The 21,340-nt window shown below is 39.9% G+C and carries 23 protein-coding genes and 1 tRNA gene; 4 read left to right on the forward strand and 20 right to left on the reverse strand.

The window, feature by feature from the left end; translation table 11 throughout:
- Positions 1 to 127: 127 nt before the first annotated feature.
- The 3 genes from IEU65_RS03620 to IEU65_RS03630 all read left to right on the forward strand — a co-directional run bounded on the left by IEU65_RS03620 (position 128) and on the right by IEU65_RS03630 (position 2,559).
- The gene (locus tag IEU65_RS03620) at positions 128 to 1,198 is read left to right on the forward strand and encodes a tyrosine-type recombinase/integrase (protein WP_010276532.1); all 1,071 of its coding nucleotides are present in this window, start codon (positions 128 to 130) and stop codon (positions 1,196 to 1,198) included.
- A gap of 406 nt (positions 1,199 to 1,604) precedes the next feature.
- Complete coding sequence (locus tag IEU65_RS03625; protein WP_147651819.1) at positions 1,605 to 2,258, forward strand: DUF4767 domain-containing protein; 654 nt, start codon at positions 1,605 to 1,607, stop codon at positions 2,256 to 2,258.
- Positions 2,259 to 2,304: 46 nt separating this feature from the next.
- Positions 2,305 to 2,559, forward strand: a complete 255-nt coding sequence (locus IEU65_RS03630; RefSeq protein WP_010276278.1) for a hypothetical protein — start codon at positions 2,305 to 2,307, stop codon at positions 2,557 to 2,559.
- A 76-nt stretch (positions 2,560 to 2,635) separates the two neighbouring features.
- On the opposite strand, the gene IEU65_RS03635 is transcribed toward IEU65_RS03630, so the two are convergent.
- The 5 genes from IEU65_RS03635 to IEU65_RS03655 form a co-directional block, all read right to left on the reverse strand.
- Positions 2,636 to 2,911, reverse strand: a complete 276-nt coding sequence (locus tag IEU65_RS03635) for a hypothetical protein (RefSeq protein WP_010276282.1) — start codon at positions 2,909 to 2,911, stop codon at positions 2,636 to 2,638.
- Between the two features lie 262 nt (positions 2,912 to 3,173).
- Positions 3,174 to 3,262: transfer RNA gene (locus IEU65_RS03640), tRNA-Ser, on the reverse strand.
- Between the two features lie 50 nt (positions 3,263 to 3,312).
- Positions 3,313 to 5,151 carry a translational GTPase TypA gene (gene typA, locus IEU65_RS03645; RefSeq protein ID WP_010276285.1) on the reverse strand — a complete coding sequence of 613 codons (1,839 nt, stop codon included), beginning with the start codon at positions 5,149 to 5,151 and terminating at the stop codon, positions 3,313 to 3,315.
- A gap of 62 nt (positions 5,152 to 5,213) precedes the next feature.
- The gene (locus IEU65_RS03650; protein ID WP_010276288.1) at positions 5,214 to 5,999 is read right to left on the reverse strand and encodes an inositol monophosphatase family protein; all 786 of its coding nucleotides are present in this window, start codon (positions 5,997 to 5,999) and stop codon (positions 5,214 to 5,216) included.
- Positions 5,996 to 6,268: a UPF0223 family protein gene (locus IEU65_RS03655; RefSeq protein WP_010276291.1), complete on the reverse strand. Its 273-nt coding sequence runs from the start codon at positions 6,266 to 6,268 to the stop codon at positions 5,996 to 5,998. Before IEU65_RS03655 ends, IEU65_RS03650 begins: the two co-directional genes overlap by 4 nt.
- 55 nt (positions 6,269 to 6,323) lie before the next feature.
- Between IEU65_RS03655 and def the strand changes: the two genes are divergently transcribed.
- On the forward strand, positions 6,324 to 6,902 hold the full coding sequence (gene def / locus IEU65_RS03660; protein ID WP_010276294.1) for a peptide deformylase: 579 nt from the start codon (positions 6,324 to 6,326) through the stop codon (positions 6,900 to 6,902).
- Between the two features lie 62 nt (positions 6,903 to 6,964).
- Here def and IEU65_RS03665 read toward each other — a convergent pair whose 3' ends face one another.
- The 15 genes from IEU65_RS03665 to rnpM all read right to left on the reverse strand — a co-directional run bounded on the left by IEU65_RS03665 (position 6,965) and on the right by rnpM (position 21,334).
- A complete protein-coding gene (locus IEU65_RS03665) occupies positions 6,965 to 7,606 on the reverse strand; it encodes a TetR/AcrR family transcriptional regulator (RefSeq protein WP_010276295.1) in 642 nt (213 codons plus the stop codon).
- Positions 7,607 to 7,615: 9 nt separating this feature from the next.
- A complete protein-coding gene (locus IEU65_RS03670; protein WP_010276298.1) occupies positions 7,616 to 8,716 on the reverse strand; it encodes an ABC transporter permease in 1,101 nt (366 codons plus the stop codon).
- The gene (locus IEU65_RS03675; protein WP_010276301.1) at positions 8,694 to 9,431 is read right to left on the reverse strand and encodes an ABC transporter ATP-binding protein; all 738 of its coding nucleotides are present in this window, start codon (positions 9,429 to 9,431) and stop codon (positions 8,694 to 8,696) included. The genes IEU65_RS03670 and IEU65_RS03675 overlap by 23 nt, the downstream gene beginning before the upstream one ends.
- Before the next feature lie 112 nt (positions 9,432 to 9,543).
- Entirely contained in the window at positions 9,544 to 10,449 is a 906-nt protein-coding gene (locus IEU65_RS03680; RefSeq protein WP_010276303.1) for a DnaJ C-terminal domain-containing protein, read from the reverse strand.
- Positions 10,450 to 10,515: 66 nt separating this feature from the next.
- Positions 10,516 to 12,363, reverse strand: a complete 1,848-nt coding sequence (gene dnaK, locus IEU65_RS03685; protein WP_010276308.1) for a molecular chaperone DnaK — start codon at positions 12,361 to 12,363, stop codon at positions 10,516 to 10,518.
- A 79-nt stretch (positions 12,364 to 12,442) separates the two neighbouring features.
- Positions 12,443 to 13,003 carry a nucleotide exchange factor GrpE gene (gene grpE, locus IEU65_RS03690; protein ID WP_010295203.1) on the reverse strand — a complete coding sequence of 187 codons (561 nt, stop codon included), beginning with the start codon at positions 13,001 to 13,003 and terminating at the stop codon, positions 12,443 to 12,445.
- Between the two features lie 17 nt (positions 13,004 to 13,020).
- Positions 13,021 to 14,046 carry a heat-inducible transcriptional repressor HrcA gene (hrcA, locus tag IEU65_RS03695; RefSeq protein ID WP_031941353.1) on the reverse strand — a complete coding sequence of 342 codons (1,026 nt, stop codon included), beginning with the start codon at positions 14,044 to 14,046 and terminating at the stop codon, positions 13,021 to 13,023.
- 121 nt (positions 14,047 to 14,167) lie between these two features.
- Positions 14,168 to 15,115, reverse strand: coding sequence for a riboflavin biosynthesis protein RibF (gene ribF, locus IEU65_RS03700; protein WP_010295207.1), 948 nt, complete (start codon positions 15,113 to 15,115; stop codon positions 14,168 to 14,170).
- A 2-nt stretch (positions 15,116 to 15,117) separates the two neighbouring features.
- The gene (gene truB / locus IEU65_RS03705; protein WP_010295210.1) at positions 15,118 to 16,026 is read right to left on the reverse strand and encodes a tRNA pseudouridine(55) synthase TruB; all 909 of its coding nucleotides are present in this window, start codon (positions 16,024 to 16,026) and stop codon (positions 15,118 to 15,120) included.
- On the reverse strand, positions 16,004 to 16,543 hold the full coding sequence (locus tag IEU65_RS03710; RefSeq protein ID WP_010295214.1) for a PTS sugar transporter subunit IIA: 540 nt from the start codon (positions 16,541 to 16,543) through the stop codon (positions 16,004 to 16,006). The genes truB and IEU65_RS03710 overlap by 23 nt, the downstream gene beginning before the upstream one ends.
- Positions 16,540 to 17,727, reverse strand: a complete 1,188-nt coding sequence (locus IEU65_RS03715) for an aminotransferase class I/II-fold pyridoxal phosphate-dependent enzyme (protein WP_010295216.1) — start codon at positions 17,725 to 17,727, stop codon at positions 16,540 to 16,542. Before IEU65_RS03715 ends, IEU65_RS03710 begins: the two co-directional genes overlap by 4 nt.
- Before the next feature lie 94 nt (positions 17,728 to 17,821).
- Entirely contained in the window at positions 17,822 to 18,175 is a 354-nt protein-coding gene (gene rbfA / locus IEU65_RS03720) for a 30S ribosome-binding factor RbfA (protein ID WP_010295219.1), read from the reverse strand.
- Positions 18,176 to 18,219: 44 nt separating this feature from the next.
- A complete protein-coding gene (gene infB / locus IEU65_RS03725) occupies positions 18,220 to 20,727 on the reverse strand; it encodes a translation initiation factor IF-2 (protein WP_010295221.1) in 2,508 nt (835 codons plus the stop codon).
- Positions 20,728 to 21,048 carry a L7Ae/L30e/S12e/Gadd45 family ribosomal protein gene (locus IEU65_RS03730; RefSeq protein WP_010295223.1) on the reverse strand — a complete coding sequence of 107 codons (321 nt, stop codon included), beginning with the start codon at positions 21,046 to 21,048 and terminating at the stop codon, positions 20,728 to 20,730.
- Positions 21,038 to 21,334: an RNase P modulator RnpM gene (gene rnpM, locus IEU65_RS03735; RefSeq protein WP_010295225.1), complete on the reverse strand. Its 297-nt coding sequence runs from the start codon at positions 21,332 to 21,334 to the stop codon at positions 21,038 to 21,040. Before rnpM ends, IEU65_RS03730 begins: the two co-directional genes overlap by 11 nt.
- Between the last annotated feature and the right edge of the window lie 6 nt (positions 21,335 to 21,340).

A 21,340-nucleotide genomic window follows, 5' to 3' on the forward strand; every position in this document is an offset into this window, starting at 1 on the left:
CATAAAAATAAGCAAATAAAAAAGCACACCCATCCGGCTAAAGACAAGGTGTGCTAAACGTAAACGCACGGGGCGTTCTATTAGATTATAACAGATATAAGCCCCCTTTTTAAAGGAGGTTTTTATTATGGCTTCAATATATAAACGTGGTAAAACATGGACGGCTAGTGTTTCTGTTCCGGATAACGGAAAATATTTGAAAAAAACTCAATCAGGATTTCAAACAAAAAAAGCAGCAACTAATTGGGCTAATGAGACAGAGGTTCAAAAACAAAATAGAGAGCTGACTAAGGATAACGCTATATTCGTAGAAGTGTTTGAAGACTGGTACCATATTTTTAAGGAGCCACAACTTCAAACAGCTACCAAACAATGGTACAGAACTACCCTTTCTTTACTGACAAAAAAATGGGGTAACAAAAAAATGTCAGAAATTACCTCTAAGGATTTCCAATTACTAATCAATGAATATGGAGCCGAGCACGTAAAATCGTCTGTATCACACATAAAAAATATAACTAGCGCTTTTATTCGATATGCTATTGACGAAGGACTAATCATCAGAGACTTTACAAGAAACGTTAATACTTATTCGATAGTTAAAAGTAAAGATAAGAGCTTGAAATTTCTTGAAGAAGATGAAATGAAAAAGCTAATCATTAGAGCAAGTGAAAGCGATGCCGTTACTAGCCACATGATTTTAACTGCTTTGTATTCCGGCTTAAGATTTTCAGAGGTCGCCGGTTTAACAAAAGATGACTTTGATTTCAAAAACAACACTGTATCTGTAAACAAATCTTGGCAGATTCACGATCAAGCCTTCAAGGAAACAAAAACAAAAACATCTAATAGAGAAATCACCATCTCATCAGAATTTATGAATAAAGCTAAAAAATGGACATTTGGGGAGCGGTTTGCTTTTCAAGGGGAAAATGATACACCGCCCTCTGACAATGCTGCTAATAAGCAATTAAAGCGTTTTCTTGAAAAAGACAATAGCACAGTTATAACATTTCATGGATTAAGACATACACATGCTAGTTTTCTTTTATCAAAAGATATATCAATTCAATACGTATCAGAAAGGCTTGGCCATGCTGATGTAAACATCACGCTCAGCACGTATGCTCACCTACTAGAAAAGAAGAGACACGAAGAAACAGAAAAAGCTATTAATTTATTCAAAGGACTTATTTAGTATTTGCTACAAATTTGCCACAGTGACTCTTCAAACGTTGATATATCAATTATTTACACTCCCCCTCAACGCATTTTGACCAATTCATCACGTTTGTTGATGAGTTGGTTTTTTACTTGATTAATACCTGAGACATGATGATTAATTAAAATTTAGACAAAAAATGACTGAGGAAGTATACACCTCCATTATATAAATGTAATTTCGGTTCAGCTCACATTCCATTATTTCAGACGTAGTTGTTCTTAAGTATGAACATCACATACATTATCTAGTAATCTTTTTTCCACAACACAGCCCACACAAAGTCAAAATATTCACTGTAACTACATTAAATTACCAACCGAAAAATACTGACTTTTGTTATAATATTAGGTGAAAATAAGTCACACCAAGGGAGACCTTTATGAGAGGAAAACACATGCCTAGATCGACCAAGTGGCCGGTCTTCGTACTAATCATTATTGCAGTGATTTTAGCCATGATTATATATGGCGCAAGTTCACGCAATCAAACCACCAAAAATCAAAGAACTGTTAGCCATCAATCTAGCCTTTCTTCAACACGGTCATCATCCATCAAATCGTCCAGTAACCATAGCTCAAATCAATCTACGAGTAGCAGCGATGTCGCAGTAAAAAGTACCTGGAATGCCACTAAAAACAAGCAATTAAGTGATTTCATGAGCCAATGGCAAACGGAAATGAATCAAACATATACTGGTACCTATGATAATCAAAAACCTGATTATTATGGTATTTCATTTCCAACAGCCTTAGAAAATGGTAGACTTAGTGGCCATATCAAGTTTGACAATCAAGATACAACCATTGAATGGTCACCAAATGGCAGCAGCAATTCCAAGAATCAAGTCATAGCTGTTGCTGTCGGTCAAACATCATCAGATGGTTATAACAAAATCCTTTACTTGTTTATCTCTCAAGAAAGCCAACCAAAAGTATACGTTTCACAAACAACAAATGGTGAGGATCTATATTTTACAGAGACAAAAAATACAGCGCTGGAAAACGGCTTTAGTCAAATATACACAGGTAACTAAAGCTAATCACCTAACTATATGTCATTAACACAAACAGGAGAACATCATGAGAGCAAAAATAGGTAACAAGATGGTCGAGGTTTGGCAGATTTCACATCAGCCTATCTCTGAGAGTTGGGTCCGTCAGAGTTTTGACAAAAAATTATTAAGTTGGCACCAAATTTATCCAGACGACCTGTTGGTCAATGCGCCTTGGTCTGTCAGTATCGGTAAAATTGGTGATTATTTGATTAAAGATGGTAATCAAATATCTTTAATCACCCAGCAACAATTTGACAAAACATATAGACTAGCTAATTAGATAATGGCAATATTTCAGTCAGCGCTACCGCTGACTTTTTTTGTATCAAAAATATGTCAAGCTGACTAAACCCCTATCAGTGAATTGTTCCTAACCAAAATGGTAACCATAACGAGATATCATCTTTGAAATTTGGTTTCACTAGTTCTGTAAAAAATTGCAAACCTTGTGGCGACAATTTTTGTTGCAAAGCGAGCGGTCGAAAATTACCAATTAAGCTACGGATTACCAAATCTTCTCGCTCTTTTTCGTCTATCAATTGATGGATTGCGATGTTGACAAAAACTTGTTCTTCATCATTCAAGGAAAGATGTTGTAACAATTCAGCAAAATTATTTTTTTCTTTTTTCAATTTAATACTCCTCTAATCATTAATCTTACAATAATACTTATATTTTTTCAAATCAAGACCAAAGTATGGCAATTGATCAGTCTAGGAATGTTTATTTAATATGATTATCTTTTTAATTTGCAGGAATTATTGATCATTGATATTTAATAATAGAATGACTGAACTTAAATTTTAATCTAACTGAATCTAGGTATCTCCCCTAACAAACAATAAAAAAACAGCGGTTCTGCTGTTTTACTTACCACATATACACTTGTTCGAAAGGAGCTAGCGGGATTTGAACCCGCACACCGCCAAAAGCGGCTCGACGGATTTCGAGTCCGTTGCAGTACCAGATTGTGCCATAGCTCCATCATGAAGAAGTTAGAACATATTATCTAACCTACTTCGAAAATTTAAAATTACTTTGATGCCTTACGACGTTTTGCGGCCTTTTCACGCTCAGCTGTGTTCAAGATAGCTTTACGAATACGAACGTTTTCAGGTGTTACTTCAACATATTCATCATCATTCAAGAATTCAAGTGATGCTTCCAAATTCATTGTACGAGGTGTCTTGATTGAAGCAGTTTGATCCTTGTTTGAAGAACGCACGTTTGATTGAGGCTTCAATTTCGTAACATTGACTGAAATGTCGTTGTCGCGGGCATTCATACCCACAATCATGCCTTCATAAACTTCAACACCGGCACCAACGAACATTTGACCACGGTCTTCAACACCCATAATGGCGTAGTTAGAAGTTGCCCCTTGGTTGATCGAGACTAAGGCACCATTTCGGCGTCCTGGCTCCCAGTTGCGCACTACTGGACGATATTCAGCATAAGTATGGTTAAAGATACCATAGCCTCTTGTTGCTGACATAAACTCTGTTGAGTAACCAATCAAACCACGTGAAGGTGCCATATAGGTCAAACGTGTTTGACCGTTTCCGACAGACTCCATGTTGACCATTTCACCCTTACGTTGGTTCAATGAGTCAATAACAGTTGATGAGTATTCATCAGGCGTGTCAATTTGTACAGATTCATAAGGTTCTGATTGAACCCCATCAATATCACGGTAAATAACTTGTGGACGTGATGCTTGCAATTCGAAACCTTCACGACGCATTGTTTCAATTAAGATGGCCAAATGTAATTCACCACGACCAGATACTAACCAAGCGCCAGCTTGATCAGTGTCTTCCACGCGAAGAGAAACATCAGTGTGCAATTCGCGACGCAAACGATCTTCAATTTGGCGTGCAGTGACAAACTTTCCTTCTTTACCAGCAAATGGGCTATCATTTTGACGGAAAGTCATTTGCAAAGTTGGCTCATCGATACGAAGAATTGGCAATGGATCTGGATGAGCAGGATCTGCAACTGTTTCACCCACAGAAATATCTTCCATACCTGACACGGCAATCAAATCACCAGCCTTGGCTTCTTCGATGTCAACTTGATCTAAGCCAATGAAACCAGACAGTTTTGTTACGCGGAAGCTCTGCGTCGAACCATCCAACTTCAAAACTTCAACGTTATCACCAATCTTGATTGTGCCGCGCTTAACACGACCAATTCCAATACGGCCAACGAAGTCGTTATAATCCAACATTGCCACTTGGAATTGAAGTGGTTCATCAGAATTATCGACTGGCGCAGGAATTGTTGCAAAAACAGCATCAAAGATTGGCTTCATTGTGTGTTCTTGATCTTCAACAACTGGTGATAATGATGACGTACCGTTCATAGCTGAAGCAAAGATAACTGGGAAATCCAAATCCTCTTCGTCAGCACCCAATTCAATGAACAAATCCAAAACTTCGTCAACAACTTCTTCAGGACGGGCGCCAGGACGGTCAACTTTATTGACAATCACGATGGGTGTCAAGTGTTGTTCAAAAGCTTTTTTCAAAACAAAACGAGTTTGTGGCATTGTACCTTCAAAGGCATCAACAACCAACAAAACACCGTCAACCATACCCATGATACGCTCAACTTCACCACCAAAATCCGCGTGACCTGGTGTATCCAAAATGTTAATTTGCTTGTCACCAACCTTAACGGCTGTGTTCTTTGACAAGATAGTGATACCACGCTCTTTTTCGATATCGTTGGTATCCATGGCACGATCACCCAATTCCTTGCGTGAGTCCAAAGTGTCTGATTGTTTCAAAAGCTCGTTAACCAGCGTCGTCTTTCCGTGATCGACGTGGGCAATGATAGCGATGTTACGAATGTCTTCGCGATTTGCCAATTTTCCAGTGCTCCTTTAATTTAAATGCTACTCACATACAAAAGCTAGGGAATCCGTATTCCCTAGCTTTTATGCAACTCGACAATGTCGCGATGCGCTCGTTTCGTAGCAACTAATACTATGTTTGATGATAACATATCCAGTGCTTGCCCGTCAATATCTGAGACGATTAAACCCAAAGTTTTCGCTAAAACTTGGCCTGCAGCAAAATCCCAAGGCATCATTTTTGACGAATAGCCAACAGCTTGTCCCGTAATAACCCGTATAAATGAAGGACCAGCGGCACCAATAACACGATATCCTAGAGCAGCTTTAGCAATTTGATCATAGCCAAACATACCATACAGCAATCTGGCGCCACTAAGCAAAACTACGCCTTCCGCCAAGCTATCATCTCCAGGTTGTTGAATGCGCAACTGATTAGCAAACACGCCAATTTTTGGTCCGCCATGATACACAACATTATCAACCACATCCAGAATCCAACCTAGCACTGGTTGATTATCCACATATAGGGCTATCATAATGGCAAAATCAGTATGTTCTTTGACAAAATTCATTGTGCCATCAATAGGATCTACAAACCAAACATGCCCGTTCATAGCTGTTGGTTTATCGCCGAACCCTTCTTCACTCACAATCTTTGCATTGACATCGAAAGACCTAATAAGCGCGTTAATTTTTTGTTCATTCGCCTTATCAACATTGGTAACCAAATCACGTTCGTCATGTTTTGTTCCGACCTGTAAATGGTGTCTCATTGCACTGATTGTATCCTTTTGTAGATCATCAAGCCACAGAAGTACTGTTTGGTCAATATTTTGAATTTCCAACTGACTCATTGTCATAGTCGCACCCTTTTTTCTGTGCTCGTTTGTAATAGTTTAGTCACGCGATAAATGCTATGCCCTGTTTGACGTTCAAAATCTTTGTCGAAACGCTTTTGTTCGCTTTTTGCAGGCATAACAACGCGATATTTGTTATAGTGTTGTACCAGTTCGTCTCGTGAAACACCGTTTTCGTAAACGCTCAGAATGGCATCAACAAAGTTTGAAACTATCACAATATCTTCAGTTGTCCAGTTACCATCAATTGGTAAAGTATAATTTTCGCTCATAATCTTATTTTAACATGTTCAAACGTTTGATATACTAGAATATGAGGTAAAAAACATGACAATCAGATTTACAATGGATAAAATAACGCGAGATGGCGATCCTGTCTTACGTCAGACAGCTAAAGATGTGCCATTCCCGCTGAGTGATGAGACAGCTCAACTGGCTAAAGATATGATGACCTATTTGGTTGTTTCTCAAGATGAAACTGAAAATGAAAAATATGGTCTTCGTCCCGGCGTTGGTTTAGCGGCACCACAAGTTGGTTATTCTTTAAGAATGGCTTCAATTTTGGTCCCATCACTCGATCCACACGACCACCCAGAAGAGCCCTACTTTAAAGGTACGATATTCAATCCAGTGATTATTTCTGAGTCAGTCAAGCGTGCCGCACTGGACGTTGGTGAAGGCTGCTTATCTGTTGACGAAGACGTACCTGGATTTGTACCACGCGCCGACCGCATCACTGTTCGTTATCAAGATGAAGATGGTGAAACACAGACAATTAAGCTGCGCGACTATCCCGCCATTGTCTTCCAACATGAAATTGATCACCTACATGGTCATCTTTATTATGATCATATTGACATCAAAGCCCCATGGCAAATTGATGATGATACTAAATATATTGAATAGTTATTAAACTTGTTGTTAACTATGCCGCCTAGGTTGATTAATTTCAACCTAGACGGCTTTTTCTATTTCAGGGCTTTTTCCACAACGACTATTCCCTCAGCAATGGCATCCTCCAAGGAAACATGACTATTGATTTGATACCCAACAACAATACTGATTATTGTGCTACTAATCAACTTTATCGCCTGAAAATCGCTGATATTACATATTTCACCACGCTCTCGTAATATGCTCAATAATGGTTTCACCTCCTCAACAATTGCTGTACGAAAATGCTGAACCATTTGTTCTGCAAACGTTTTATCCACTAACACTTGAACCAATGCAACTTTGATAGCTGGCAAATTATTTTGGATGAAATGGACGCGATTTGAAATGACTAACATCAAAACATCGTGCAGTTTTGGTATTTTATCACGTGAAGTGATTTGAGACAAAAATTCATGAACGGCACTTTGAAAAACATTGTCAAGTACGGGCGCAATGCCCTTAACCAACAACTGATTTTTGGTTTTAAAATGTTTGTAAACTGTTCCTTCCGATACACCAGCGGCGCTGGCAATATCTTTCGTCGACGTTTGCTCGAATCCTTTTTCTGAGAATAACAGCAAACTGGCATTCAACACCGCTTGCTGTTTTGAACTCAGTGCATCATCTTTTGCTGATAATTGCTTAAATAGTGCAATTAAATTTGTTTCTGTCATTAATCCTCCTTAAACACGCCGATATCTTTTCAAGCCAACTATATTTAACACTAATAATATTATAGCAAATCCAATTAACACAACTAAATCCAGCCATACACCGCTAATTGAGGCGCCTTTTTTAATCACATTAGTCAACGCATCATCGCCATAGTATAGTGGCATTATTTTAGCAACACCTTGCCATATTTGATTCATACCAGAAATATTAAAAATACCTGAAAAGAATATCTGAGGTACAACTAAAAGTGGAATAAATTGAATCATTTGAAATTCGGATGCGGCAAAAGTGGATACTAGTAATCCTAAACTCAAAGCAACCAAAGCTAAAATAATATTGATGATCAAAACAAGTACAAATGAACCCTGATTTTGCACACCTAATACGAAAAAAACATAACTGACAATAATCACAGTTTGAAGCACTGCCAGTGTGCCATAAGCTAGTGTATATGCACTGACAATTTCATAACGTTTAACGGGCGATATCAGCAACCGGTTCAGTGTTCCGGTTGTACGTTCATGCAACAGCGAAATACCAGAAATTAGAAAAACAAAGAAAAATACAAAGAAGCCAACCATTACAGGTGCAATACTAATAAAGAGTGAACTGTTAGATTTTCTATAAATATAATTTTCATTAATTGTCATACCACTGTTAATCTCAGATATTGCTCGGCCTGGTTTTGTTCGTTTGGTCACCTTTGCCAAAGCCGACTTAAGTTTGGACATTTGTTCGCCTGAAACCGTCTTTGTAAGATCTGCTTTCACAATACCAGTGAGACTTGTGTCTGCATTTTGGTATGTCACTGTCAATTGGTTTTCTTTTTGTGTTATAACAGCAGATAAATTATATTGCATCAATGATTCTTTGGCGGACTTTCGCTCTTTCAGGGATACAAGATGAAGATTATCATTTTTCTTCAATTGATTGACTATTGTTTGGTCAACTTGATACACACCTAGTCTTGCAGTTACTGAGGATGAATTTTGTAGGATGGCAAACAACAGTGTCAAAATAAGCAGTGGAGCAACAAAGACAATAGCTAATGTACGTTTATCCCGTCGTAACTCTGTCATAATTCGTTTAAATATGGCTATTATTCTCATAACGTTCTCCCGCCTTGATAAATACTGATTCGATATTTGTGACCTGATATTGTTTTTCCAAGAAAGTCGGCGTATTGTCAGCAATGATATGTCCGTCTCGCAACATTAACAGGCGATCCACCGTCTCAATTTCAGACATGACGTGTGTTGTAATCAGAACTGTCTTACCTTGTTGATGCAATTTATCTAATTCTTGCCAAATTTTGATTCTAAGTTCAGGATCAATCCCGACTGTTGGTTCATCCAAAATTAACAATGGTGCATCTGATAGCAATGCAATTGCGAGAGATAATCGTCTTTTCATACCACCTGAGTATTGGTTGACCCGTAAATCTAAGTGATCCTGTAAATCAACAGTTTGGCTAACCAAATGAATTTTGTCAGTTAATACCGAACGAGATAGCCCCATTAATTTTCCAAAAAATGACAGATTTTCCAAACCAGTTAAATTACCATATAACGCGTCATTTTGGGCCATATAACCAATATTTTGCAGAGCTGATCGATTAGGCATGTCACTGTTCAATAACCTGACTTGTCCGCCGTCCAATCTTAACATGCCAAGCATTGCGGCAATAAGCGTGGACTTTCCAGCACCAGACGGACCAATTAAACCAACTAATTGTCCAGAATTGATAGTTAAACTAATTTTATTCAACACATGGTTAGTTCCAAAGTGTTTATCAACATTTTTAAGTTCAATCACTTTTTCCATGCCACACCTCATTATTTTTATTAAGTGAGTGAGTGTTCACTCACTATTTGTACAAAATATAACACAAAACACAAAAAAATGACAGAACAAAATTATTCTGTCATGTCAAATTCTACAATTTATCAAAGAACCCTTTGCGCTTTGTGCCAGTTGTTGCTTCTTGAAAGGCCTCTAACGCCTTCTTTTGTTCTTTGTTCAATTTTGTTGGCACATCAACAGTGACAACCACAAATTGATCACCATTCCCGTTACCACGCAGTCGAGGCGCACCCTTTCCACTTAGGCGGAATCGCTTACCAGTCTGTGTGCCGGCGGGAATACGTAACTTAACCTCTCCGTGCACAGTTTTCACTTGGATATCATCACCCAAAGCAGCCGTCACGAAACTAATTTTTTGTTCAAGATAAACATCAGCTCCATCACGTTCAAATCCGTCACGCGAAGCGGATACTTGGAAGACAACGAACAAATCACCATGTGGTCCACCGTTAAAGCCTTCTTCACCTTGACCAGCCAAACGCATTTGTTGACCAGTTTCAACACCAGCAGGCACGGTCACTTTAATTTCATGTTGAGAACCATCACCACGTTTGAACTTAATCGTTGTTTCTTTACCAAAGATGGCTTCTTCAAATGTCAAACGCATACGGTACTGTAAATCCTGACCTTTTCTTGGTCGATTTGGATCGTAACCACCACCAAACATCTGACTGAAAATATCTCCAAGATCAGAAAAGTCACCAAAGCCACCTTGCTGCTGGTAACCGCCAAAACCACCTTGTCCACCAAAACCGCCTTGCGCGCCAGCTGGTCCAAATTGATCATATTGCGCCCGCTTTTGCTCATCACCCAAAGTTTCAAAGGCTTCCTGAACTTCTTTATACTTATCTTCAGCTCCTGGTTCATGGTTCAAATCAGGATGATATTTTTTTGATAACTTTCGATATGCTTTTTTTATTTCATCTTGACTAGCGTTCTTATCTACGCCGAGACGGTCATAATATTCTGTGTTATTCACGTGCCCGCTCCTTCTAATTTATGTACACAAACCGCACTCAACGAATGCGGTTTGCATGATCAATAATTACTTCTTGTCGTCTTTTTTAGGATCAACTTCTTCAAAATCACCATCAACTGTATTGTCATCAGCTGATTTTGCGTCACCCTCAGCCCCATCTTTTGGTGCCGCTTGTTGATAAAGCTTCATTGCCAATTCACCGGCAACCTTTGTCAATTCTTCTGACTTAGCCTTCAAATCAGTTAAGTCAGCGTCCTCAGCAGAAGCATCTTCTTTGGCCTTTTTCAAAGCTTCCAAAGCATCTTGGGTTGGCTTTTTATCGTCATCACCCAACTTGTCGCCAACTTCTTCCAAAGTCTTTTCAGTTTGGAAAATAAGTTGATCAGCTTCATTGCGCGTGTCAACCGCTTCTTTCTTCTTAGCATCGGCTTCTTCGTTGGCCTTAGCATCATTCATCATTTGTTCAATTTCTTCATCAGACAAACCACCGGCGGCTTGGATAGTAATCTTTTGCTCTTTTTGAGTACCCAAATCCTTGGCAGAGACATTTACAATACCATTACGATCAATATCAAATGTCACTTCAATTTGTGGTACACCACGCTTTGCAGCTGGAATATCTGACAATTGGAAGCGTCCTAATGTTTTATTATCAGCAGCCATTGAACGTTCACCTTGCAACACATGAATATCAACTGCAGGTTGATTATCAGCCGCAGTTGAGAAGACCTGAGACTTTGATGTTGGTATCGTAGTGTTGCGATCAATCAACTTTGTGAAGACACCACCCATAGTTTCAATACCTAATGATAGAGGCGTCACATCAAGCAACACAACATCTTTAACATCACCAGTAATCACACCACCTTGAACAGCAGCACCTAAAGCAACAGCTTCATCAGGGTTGATTGAATGGTTTGGTTCTTTGCCAGTCAATTTTTTAACTGATTCTTGAACGGCTGGAATACGTGTTGAGCCACCATTCAAAATCACTTCATCAATGTCTGAGAATGACAAGCCCGCATCCTTCAAAGCATTCAAAACTGGTTGTTCCGCTTTCTTAACCAAATCAGCTGTCAATTCATTAAACTTAGCACGTGTCAAAGATGTTTGCAAGTGCAATGGGCCTTGATCACCTGAAGCAATAAATGGCAAATCGATTTGTGCTTCGTTAGCTGAAGACAATGTCTTCTTTGCTGATTCAGCGGCATCCTTCAAACGTTGCAAAGCCAACTTGTCATCTTTCAAATCAATGCCATTTTCAGCTTTAAATTGCGCTGCTAAGTAGTCAATGATTTTGTTATCGAAATCATCCCCACCAAGGTGAGTATCACCATTTGTTGACAATACTTCGAAGACGCCATCGCCTAATTCAAGAATAGAAACATCAAATGTTCCACCACCCAAATCATAAACTAAAATCTTTTCATCTTTGTCTAATTTATCTAAGCCATACGCCAAAGCAGCTGCAGTTGGTTCGTTAATGATACGTTCAACTTCCAAACCGGCAATCTTACCAGCGTCTTTAGTTGCTTGACGTTGTGCATCATTAAAGTAAGCAGGCACTGTAATTACTGCTTTATCAACTTTTTCACCCAAGTAGTCTTCAGCATATCCTTTGATGTATTGCAAAACCATTGCTGAAATTTCTTGTGGTGTATAGTCTTTACCATTGGCTTTAACCTTGTAACCAGCTTCACCCATGTGTGACTTAATTGAAATGATTGTGTCTGGGTTTGTAATAGCTTGGCGCTTAGCCACGTCACCAACTTGGCTCTCACCGTTTTTAAATGACACAACTGAAGGTGTGGTGCGACCACCATCTGGGTTCGTAATAATCTTTGGTTCGCCACCTTCAAGGACGGCAACAGCTGAGTTTGTAGTTCCTAAATCAATACCAATAATTTTTGACATGAATATATTCTTCCTTTACTTTTTAATTAATTAGTTAGTCTTTTTAAGGTGTGGTGCCAGCGCTGAATCACCATAGTAATTATTTTGCAACCGCAACCATCGCTGGGCGCAAAACTCTGTCTTGCAATGTATAACCTTTTTGCAAAACTTGTGCGATTTGATCTACTTCAACTTCATCACTGTCAACAGATTGAATGGCCTGATGTTTCGTCGGATCAAAAGTGTCGCCAACTTTACCTGTTGCAGCAATACCATTATCCGTTAGAGCCTGAGTCAATGTTTTAAGTGTCATTTCAACACCTGTCTTAATTTGCTTAGCAACTGCGTCATCCGCTTCAACTGCCAAAGCACGTTCTAAGTTATCAACTGCTGGCAACACTGACGTTGCTAAGCGTTGTCCGTCATATTTACGAATACTTTGCAGTTCACGTGCATTACGTTGCTGAATATTTTGAATTTCTGCTTGAGATCGAAGTAATTTATCTTCTAATTCAGTAACCTTGGCAGTCAGCTCATCAATTTGTGACTGTCTTGGATCGACATCAGTCTGCAAGTCATCAACATCAGCTTCAACTTCTTGCGTTGTCGCCTCGTCGTCAACAACTTGTTCTTCAACCACTTCTTCGTTTTTATCTGTCACAGGTGTGACCTCCTAAATTATGTATATTCAATCATCTTTTGACTTAGTGCTTCTCCGAAAGCGTCAATTAGTAACGCATTTTTACTATACGCCATCGGTATTGGACCAAGTAAAGCAATAACACCACTACCTTGATTAGGTACCAAGAAATCTCGCGTAACCAAACTGAAATTGGAAAGCAGTTTTTCGCCAATTTCTCGACCAATTTTAATTTGGACTTGCGCGGAGGGTGTCACAATTTGCCTAACCGCTCTTGCATTAGTGAGAAACTCAAGCAGTTGCTTAATATTATTAACACCAGTTTCACCACTGAAATCAAGGACGTTGAGCCTGCCACCAATATGAACATTATCGCCAACGGAACGAGCCAATACATCACCAAACAATTGCAAGAACGCCGCCGGCGTTTGAATCATGCGACTCATTTGAGTCGGCAACTCATCAGATTGCATCATTTTTAGAACATCATTAACTGGTCGACCAACCATCTGCTCGTTAATGTATTTAACCATGCCCTCCAAAGATTCAATTGCCATTTCGTTTGGTAGTTTGAAAGTTTGGCTTGTTACCTTACCGTCATTAGTCACAAGAACCGCAATTAATTGGTGCCCCTCTAATGGTACGAGACGGAAGCCAGAAACTTTAATATCCACACGCTTAGGTTTAAGAATTAAAGCCGTATAGCCAGTTAGTGCTGAAAGTGTTCTTGCTGTTTCATCCAACAAGTCATCAATTTCATGGAAATTGCCTCGGAAAGATTGAATAACAGCACGAACATCTTGCGGAGAAGCCTTGCGGGTGACCATCAAATGGTCAAGATAATACCGATAACCCTCGTAAGATGGCACTCGACCCGCAGAAGTGTGTAATTTTTTGATAAAAGCATCAGCTTCTAGTGTCGCCATCTCATTACGAATAGTAGCAGAACTCACTTTAATATTAAGTTGCTCTTGCAGGCTTTTTGAACCAACCGCATGAGCAGTCTGAGTATATTCATAAATGATAGCACTCAAAATTAACTTTTGTCTGTCGGTCAGTGCCATCTCATCACTCCTTTTAGCACTCTTTTTTTTAACTGCTAACATCTTTTATGATACACCTATTTTTCAAAAAAGCAACCCTTTTTGGCACTCTTTTTATAAGAGTGCCAAAAAAGACACTTGATTATTCTTCAAGTGTCTCAAAATATTGTTGCGTCGCCGTTTGGTCTTTAATAAGTTGTTCAATTAGTTCCTCGGCATTATTGAATTTAACCTCACCGCGCAAACGATGATACCAGGCTACCTTAACTGCTTCACCATAAACTTCATTATGAAAATTTAAAATGTTGATTTCCACCGTCACTGGTCTGTTGTCACCAAAAGTGACGTTTCTGCCAATGCTTGCCATGCCAATAAACCACTGACCCGCAATTTCAATTTTGACGGCATAGATGCCAATTCCTGGTAGCCATTCTTGTTCTGGCGTTTGAATATTAGCAGTTGGAAAACCTAGTTCGCGCCCTCTCGCCTCGCCATGAACAATCATCCCCGTTGTCGTGTGGATTCGCGCCAATTGTTTCGCCGCCTCATCAACATCTCCATCGTCAAGTAATTTCCTGATTCGTGAAGAACCAATTTTTTGATCGTCTAAGCTGCATTTTGGCACAGTAATTGCTTCAAATCGTTTGCCAGCATAACCTTGTAAATGCGTCATGTCACTATTGGTATGTGCCGGACCATACAAGTGATCAAATCCAGCAACAACTGCCACGGGGTTTAAATGCATTAATATCTCATCCACAAATTGTTGTGCTGATAAATTCGCAAGTGCAGATGTAAAACGCATGACATACACGCGATCAACACCTAGTACAGACATCAGTTCAATTTTTTGATCCAACGGGGTTAGGTATCGTAATGGTTGGGTTAACATTTTGAAAGCGACAATCGGATGAGGATCATATGTTAATACAGCGAGTGGAACGTGACGTTTCTCAGCTTCGCGCTTAGCATGTCTGATTACCGATTGGTGGCCTTGATGAACGCCGTCAAAAAAGCCCATCGCAACAACTTGTTGCATTGGCTCGACATCATTTTGAATTGGATAGTGAAGTTTAATTATATCTGTCATATTTATTGATTATCAAATACATAACGCGAACGCCAAACGTGCTCACTGTCATCATACTGATAGACTGCTTTTAATTTATCGTTATAATAAAGTTGTTTCAAAAATGAACTTGGTTCCCAATCGGCAATTTTTTGACCATTTCTAACGGCAAACCATTCATCATCTGAGAGAACGTGAGTAGGCCAAGTCAAAATATCTTTGATCGGCACAATCGTCTGACGTAAATCATCTGGTGCAAGCTTTTCCACCTCTAATAAGTCATGAGCTTCACTCAATGTGAATCCACTACCCATCGTCCGTGTCAAACTTGTCATTGTTGCTGGTAGATCAAGCCTCTTACCAGTATCCGAAGCCAACGTCCTAATATAAGTACCTTTTGACACAGTTGCCTCAAAATTAAATTTTTGGACACTATTTTCAAAATCGATATCTGACGTTCGATGAAAATCATAAATCATTGCATCGCGTTCTGGACGCGCCACTGTCTCACCTGCTCTGGCATAATCATAAAGTCGACGACCGTTTACTTTCACAGCTGAATACATCGGTGGCATTTGTTTAATTGAACCATTTAAAGATTTTATTGCAATATCAATTTTTGCCGCCGTAATCGGTATATCGATTGCCCTTGTTGCAATTACAGCACCATCTAAATCCTCTGTTTCCGTCGCAAAGCCAAGAGTGATTTCACCAACATAGCGCTTAGGCCTAGTTTGGAGTTCATCGATTAGTTTAGTCGCCTTTCCAAGTGCAACGACTAACACACCCGCCACAGATGGGTCTAATGTACCAGCATGCCCAACCTTTTTTTGCCCAAACATCCGACGCACCTGCCTAACAACATCAAAAGAAGTAACACCTCTTGGCTTGTTGACAATCAGAACGCCATCAATCATCTGTTTGTTTGTCATTAAAGTCATCCTCGGATTGCCAAATATTTTGGCCAGCATAGACTGAACCAAAACGGACTGTTGGAATTTGGCGTTCTGCCCAAACAACATAAACACGCACAGCCTCACTGTTTTGCGCTAAGATTTTTTGGTTAGCTGTTCCCACAACATCACCGGCATGTAATTGTTGTCCGGTACCATAACATGCCAATCGAGCAGCTTCACCTTGACCAACTAAGGTCATGGTAACACCTTGACCATGACCATCCGTAATGATTAACTTTTCGGTGGTCGATTCACTCACAATTCCGGATACTGGTAGCATCAAATTTCCGCCATTTGGAATTAACATAATACCATTGGCAGCTTGATAATGCTCATCATGGCTTTCTTTAATAGGTCTTAATTGTCCAGTGGCTGGTGCCACTAAAACAAGCGTTCCCGATTTTTTTGCCATTTTAATAGCATTGAGCCGCCCAGTCGCATTTACTTGTGTTTGTTTTTTCTTCAAGCGAAAAATTCGTTGCCAAAAATTCATTTTGAACTGCGTACCTTTTCAATATACTTTGTTATACGTTTCATGCCCTCAGCCAAATCTTCATCAGATGCGGCGTACGAAATTCTGATGTATGGATTAGGTTCATCACCATGGCTAAATGCTGAGCCGGGAATCACAGCGACTTTTCCCTGCTGTGCCAGTGCCAATGCAAAAGCATCCCCATCATTGCCTAAATCTTCAGGTAGCTTTGCAAATAGATAGAAAGCACCTTCAGGTTCAACAACCTCAAACCCCAAATCTTGCAATTGCGCCAGCAGATTATCACGACGGTGTTGATAGGTATCACGCATCAACACCGGTGCATCCGTCACGTCACGCAAAGCAACTAATGCTGCATCTTGAACAAATGTTGGTAATGCAAATACTAAAGCACCATGTACTTTCTGCATTTCATCAATAATTTCCTTTTGCGCCAAAATAAAGCCAACACGATAACCTGTCATGGCATGTGATTTCGACAAACCGTTAATATAGATTGTTTGTTCAGGAATGATTTCAGCCAAGGAAACATGTTCTTTGTTATAGGTCAAAACCGAATAAATCTCATCAGAAATAACCCAGAGCTGATGCTTTTTAAAGGTCACTGCTAGCGCTTCTAATTCTTCACGTGAGTACGTTACTCCAGTAGGATTAGTCGGGTAATTCATCAAAATAGCTTTTACTGGAACTTTTGCTTCAGCAATTGCTTTGTCCACCATTTCCGGTGTCAATTTGAAGTCATTTGGTGTCGTATCAATACTAATTCTGGTTCCGCGCGCCAGATCAAGTGACGCAAAATAAGGACCATAAGCTGGTTCAGGAATCAGTAATCCATCATTAACATTTAATAGCGTTTGAAAAACAACATTGACGGCTTCACTCACCCCCTGTGTCACAATAACGTTATCTTCATTTTTAAAATTCAAATGATATTTTTCATTGAAATAAGCAACAACTTCTTGTCGCAAATCCGTTTCACCTTGACTCTCAGCATAATGCGATCGATTACCATTTACTGCATCAATTGTCGCCTGCTTAATTTTATCGTCAACATCAAAACCAGGTTCTCCAAAAGTAAGACGAAGAATGCCAGGAATATCGCGAATCATCAATTGAAAGTTTAGCAATTTATCTGCCGCCATCTCTGCAACAGCACTGTTGATTGGTTGTGTCAATTTAGTCATGTATTAGCTCATTTTCTTAAAATAATTTTGATAATCCTATTTTAACACAAAAGACTCTTCCCAAAATGGGGGAGAGTCTTTTCTTCACAACTTATTAATTTTCTTTGTGTAACTGACGGATTAAGTCCTCAATATGATTACCATATTGAACGGAATTATCACGCACAAATTTTAATTCAGGAATCTTATACACTGTCAAACGTGCACCTAATTCTTTCCGAATTAAGCCACTAGCGGCTTCTAATCCTGCTTGTGCTTTTTTAGCATCACTTGCTAAATCAGACAAGATTGAATAATAAATCGTTGCAATTTGCAAATCACCTGTCAATTCAACACTTGTGACAGTAACATCTTGTACACGAGGATCATTGATTCGCTTGAGCAATAGATCTGTTACATCACGTTGAACTTCTTGAGCAAGACGACCTGCGCGTTGTGGATTAGCCATAACTGCATGCCTCTTTTCTTTAATTGATTATATTTGTTTCTAGGTTACTTAGGCTTAACTTCTTGCATCACATAGGCTTCAACCACATCACCCACATGAACATCGTTGTACTTAGCCACAGTGAATCCAAATTCAAATCCCATTTTGACTTCGTTCACAGCATCTTTGCCACGTTGAAGTGAGCCAACCTCACCATCAAATACAACAACCCCATCACGAATGACACGAACTTTTGATTCTTTGGTAATCTTACCTTCTTCAACCATAGCACCAGCAATGGTACCAACTTTAGAGAACTTGAAGAGTTCTTTAACAACAACTTGGCCGATAATCTTTTCTTCAAATACAGGTTCAAGTTGACCCTTCATAGCTGCTTCGACATCATCGATAGCGTTATAAATCACATTATAGAAACGAATATCAACTTTCTCCGTTTCAGCTTGCGATTTAGCCAATGGCGTAGGCCGCACATTGAATCCAATGATAACAGCCCCAGATGCTTCGGCCAATGTCACATCAGATTCATTGATAGCACCAACCGCCGTGTGGATAATATCAACACGAACACCATCAACTTCAATTTTCTTCAGTGAGCCAGAGAGTGCCTCGACCGAACCTTGTACATCAGCTTTGACGATGACCGGAACAGTCTTCATGGCCTTTTCTGCCATTGTATTAAACAAAGTATCAAGTGTAACGACTGACCCAGAGTTACGAATTGCTTCTTGCGCACGCTTTGCACGTTCTTCACCAGCTGCACGAGCTGTTTTTTCATCAGCCATAACAATGAAACGATCACCAGCTTGTGGTACATCATTCAAACCAGTAATTTGAACTGGCGTTGCTGGTAGAGCCGCTTCCAATTCTACACCGCGTTCATTAGTCATTGTTCGTACGCGACCATAAGTATTACCTACAACAATTGGGTCACCAACATGCATACTACCTTGTTGCACCAACACAGTCGCAACAGGTCCACGTCCACGATCCAAACGCGCTTCAATCACTGAACCACGAGCAGGCATATCAGGATCAGCCTTCAGCTCAAGCACTTCTGCTTGTAGCAAAATCATTTCAAGCAACTCATCAACATTTTGTCCAAACTTAGCAGAAATCTTAACAAAGATTGTATCACCGCCGTATTCTTCAGGCACTAAATCATATGCCATCAATTGGTTCATCACATCATCTGGATTGGCACCAGGCTTATCAATCTTGTTAACTGCCACAATGATAGGTGTGCCGGCAGCTTTGGCATGGTTAATCGCTTCGATTGTTTGTGGCATAACCCCATCATCAGCAGCAACCACCAAAATTGTCAAATCCGTCACATTAGCACCACGTGCACGCATCTCTGTAAAGGCGGCGTGCCCTGGTGTATCCAAGAAAGTGATTAGCTTGTCATTCAAACGAGTTTGATAAGCACCGATGTGTTGTGTAATACCACCAGCTTCGCCCTCAGTCACATGCGAATTACGCAAGTAATCTAACAACGTAGTTTTACCATGATCGACGTGACCCATGATTGTAACAACAGGTGGTCGAGGTACTAATTTACTTTCATCAATCGTTTCATCATCGAAGAAACGATCAATATTGGCAACATCTTCTTCTTCTTTAACTTTAGCATCAATACCATAATCTGCAGCCAAAATTTCAATCGTATCTTCATCCAAACTTTGGTTTTGGTTCGTTACAATTCCCAACAAGAACAACTTTTTAATAATTTCTGCTGTATCACGGTGCAAAAGTTTTGATAAATCTTGGACGTTCATACCAATACGATATTCCAAAACCTCTGGCAATGGCTGTTCCTTTCGAACAGTCACTGGTGTAGCTGGTTGATGTTTCGCTGCAATACGACGTGACTTTTTAGATCCGCGTGGACGATCATTACGGCGTGGCGTTTGTTGTCCTGTTCCATTAGTATTGCGCTTGCGTGAATTATTACGCGCAGAGTTATTACCAGAAGCCAATGCACCACCAAACTTACCGGTTCCAGCAGCAGGAGTTGCTGGTTGTGCTGTGGCTGCAGGCTGTGCTTTAGGTTGCGTTGCTGGTTTAGCAGCAGCCTTTTTAGGGTGTTTAACTGCTTCAGAAGCTTGTCGCTTTTTTTCGTTTTCATTCACGTACTGCTTGAGACTATTGTCAGGCTTAGCTGAATAATCTACTTGTCCGGCACGTGGCTTTGTTGACCAATTTTTCTTTTCACGAATCATTGGACGACCTTCAGATGGTGCCACTCGTGAGCCAGGACGACCGCTATTACGGTTAGTATTGTTTGTATTTGAGCGACTCTGACCACTATTACTTGGTCGATTTTGAGATGTATTACGCTTTTGACCTTGGCTACCGTTATTTTGGTGACCTTGACCATTATTGTTATTTGGACGTCCCTGACGTGCTGGACGTGAACTATTTTGAGCTGGTGTTGCACCATCCGCTAACTTAGCCGCATGGCGTCTTTGCGATGCGGGCAATTCCTTACGTTCTGGCACTGCCTGTTTTCTTGCAGGACGGTTTGAGCCTGAGAATTTCTTTTCTTCTGCCATTTAGTTCCGCTCCTTTTCTGATATTAATTGTTTAATTTTGCGACTAAAACCATGATCTGCAACAGCAAACACACCTCGATTAACACCGATGGCGTCTGTCAATTGCTGCTTAGTATAGTCTTGTACTAATCTGACATTGTAAAATGATGATTTGTCGGCTAATTTTTTAGCTTGGCTAGCGCCACCATCGCTTGGAAAAAATGCTAATGACACTTTTTGCCCACGAATGGCTGCAAGAGTCGGTGCCGTTCCCAGCACTAACTTGCCAGCGCGCATTGCCAAACCTAGCAAATTTAATATTTGTTCGTCTTTACTGATCACCGAACAACTCCCGACGTGCTTGTTGATGATCAACGTATGCTATCAGTTCATCATAAAACTGATCAGGCACTTTCACTTCAAACGCTTTATCAAAGATGCGCTTTTGTTTAGCTTTTTCCGCTACGGCCACATCTAAACTAATGTATGCACCACGGCCGTTTGCCTTGCTTGTAGGATCTAAAGTGACCTTACCTTCTTTGTCGCGAACGACACGAACGAGATCTTTTTTAGGAAACATTTCACCTGTTACAATGTCTTTTCGCATTGGTATTTTACGAGGTTTCATAGTTTT

The sequence above is a fragment of the Leuconostoc pseudomesenteroides KCTC 3652 genome, from assembly GCF_014634745.1.
Classification (GTDB): Bacteria; Bacillota; Bacilli; order Lactobacillales; family Lactobacillaceae; genus Leuconostoc; species Leuconostoc pseudomesenteroides.

What these genes read in the sequence shown, in the direction of transcription:
- IEU65_RS03710 (WP_010295214.1), bottom strand. Translation starts at nt 16,543, where the DNA reads ATGAATTTTTGGCAACGAATTTTTCGCTTGAAGAAAAAACAAACACAA.
- IEU65_RS03670 (WP_010276298.1), bottom strand. Translation starts at nt 8,716, where the DNA reads ATGAGAATAATAGCCATATTTAAACGAATTATGACAGAGTTACGACGG.
- dnaK (WP_010276308.1), bottom strand. Translation starts at nt 12,363, where the DNA reads ATGTCAAAAATTATTGGTATTGATTTAGGAACTACAAACTCAGCTGTT.
- rnpM (WP_010295225.1), bottom strand. Translation starts at nt 21,334, where the DNA reads ATGAAACCTCGTAAAATACCAATGCGAAAAGACATTGTAACAGGTGAA.
- ribF (WP_010295207.1), bottom strand. Translation starts at nt 15,115, where the DNA reads ATGACAGATATAATTAAACTTCACTATCCAATTCAAAATGATGTCGAG.
- IEU65_RS03620 (WP_010276532.1), top strand. Translation starts at nt 128, where the DNA reads ATGGCTTCAATATATAAACGTGGTAAAACATGGACGGCTAGTGTTTCT.
- def (WP_010276294.1), top strand. Translation starts at nt 6,324, where the DNA reads ATGACAATCAGATTTACAATGGATAAAATAACGCGAGATGGCGATCCT.
- hrcA (WP_031941353.1), bottom strand. Translation starts at nt 14,046, where the DNA reads ATGGCACTGACCGACAGACAAAAGTTAATTTTGAGTGCTATCATTTAT.
- rbfA (WP_010295219.1), bottom strand. Translation starts at nt 18,175, where the DNA reads ATGGCTAATCCACAACGCGCAGGTCGTCTTGCTCAAGAAGTTCAACGT.
- truB (WP_010295210.1), bottom strand. Translation starts at nt 16,026, where the DNA reads ATGACAAACAAACAGATGATTGATGGCGTTCTGATTGTCAACAAGCCA.
- IEU65_RS03625 (WP_147651819.1), top strand. Translation starts at nt 1,605, where the DNA reads ATGAGAGGAAAACACATGCCTAGATCGACCAAGTGGCCGGTCTTCGTA.
- IEU65_RS03665 (WP_010276295.1), bottom strand. Translation starts at nt 7,606, where the DNA reads ATGACAGAAACAAATTTAATTGCACTATTTAAGCAATTATCAGCAAAA.
- IEU65_RS03675 (WP_010276301.1), bottom strand. Translation starts at nt 9,431, where the DNA reads ATGGAAAAAGTGATTGAACTTAAAAATGTTGATAAACACTTTGGAACT.
- infB (WP_010295221.1), bottom strand. Translation starts at nt 20,727, where the DNA reads ATGGCAGAAGAAAAGAAATTCTCAGGCTCAAACCGTCCTGCAAGAAAA.
- IEU65_RS03655 (WP_010276291.1), bottom strand. Translation starts at nt 6,268, where the DNA reads ATGAGCGAAAATTATACTTTACCAATTGATGGTAACTGGACAACTGAA.
- IEU65_RS03630 (WP_010276278.1), top strand. Translation starts at nt 2,305, where the DNA reads ATGAGAGCAAAAATAGGTAACAAGATGGTCGAGGTTTGGCAGATTTCA.
- IEU65_RS03715 (WP_010295216.1), bottom strand. Translation starts at nt 17,727, where the DNA reads ATGACTAAATTGACACAACCAATCAACAGTGCTGTTGCAGAGATGGCG.
- IEU65_RS03650 (WP_010276288.1), bottom strand. Translation starts at nt 5,999, where the DNA reads ATGACAATGAGTCAGTTGGAAATTCAAAATATTGACCAAACAGTACTT.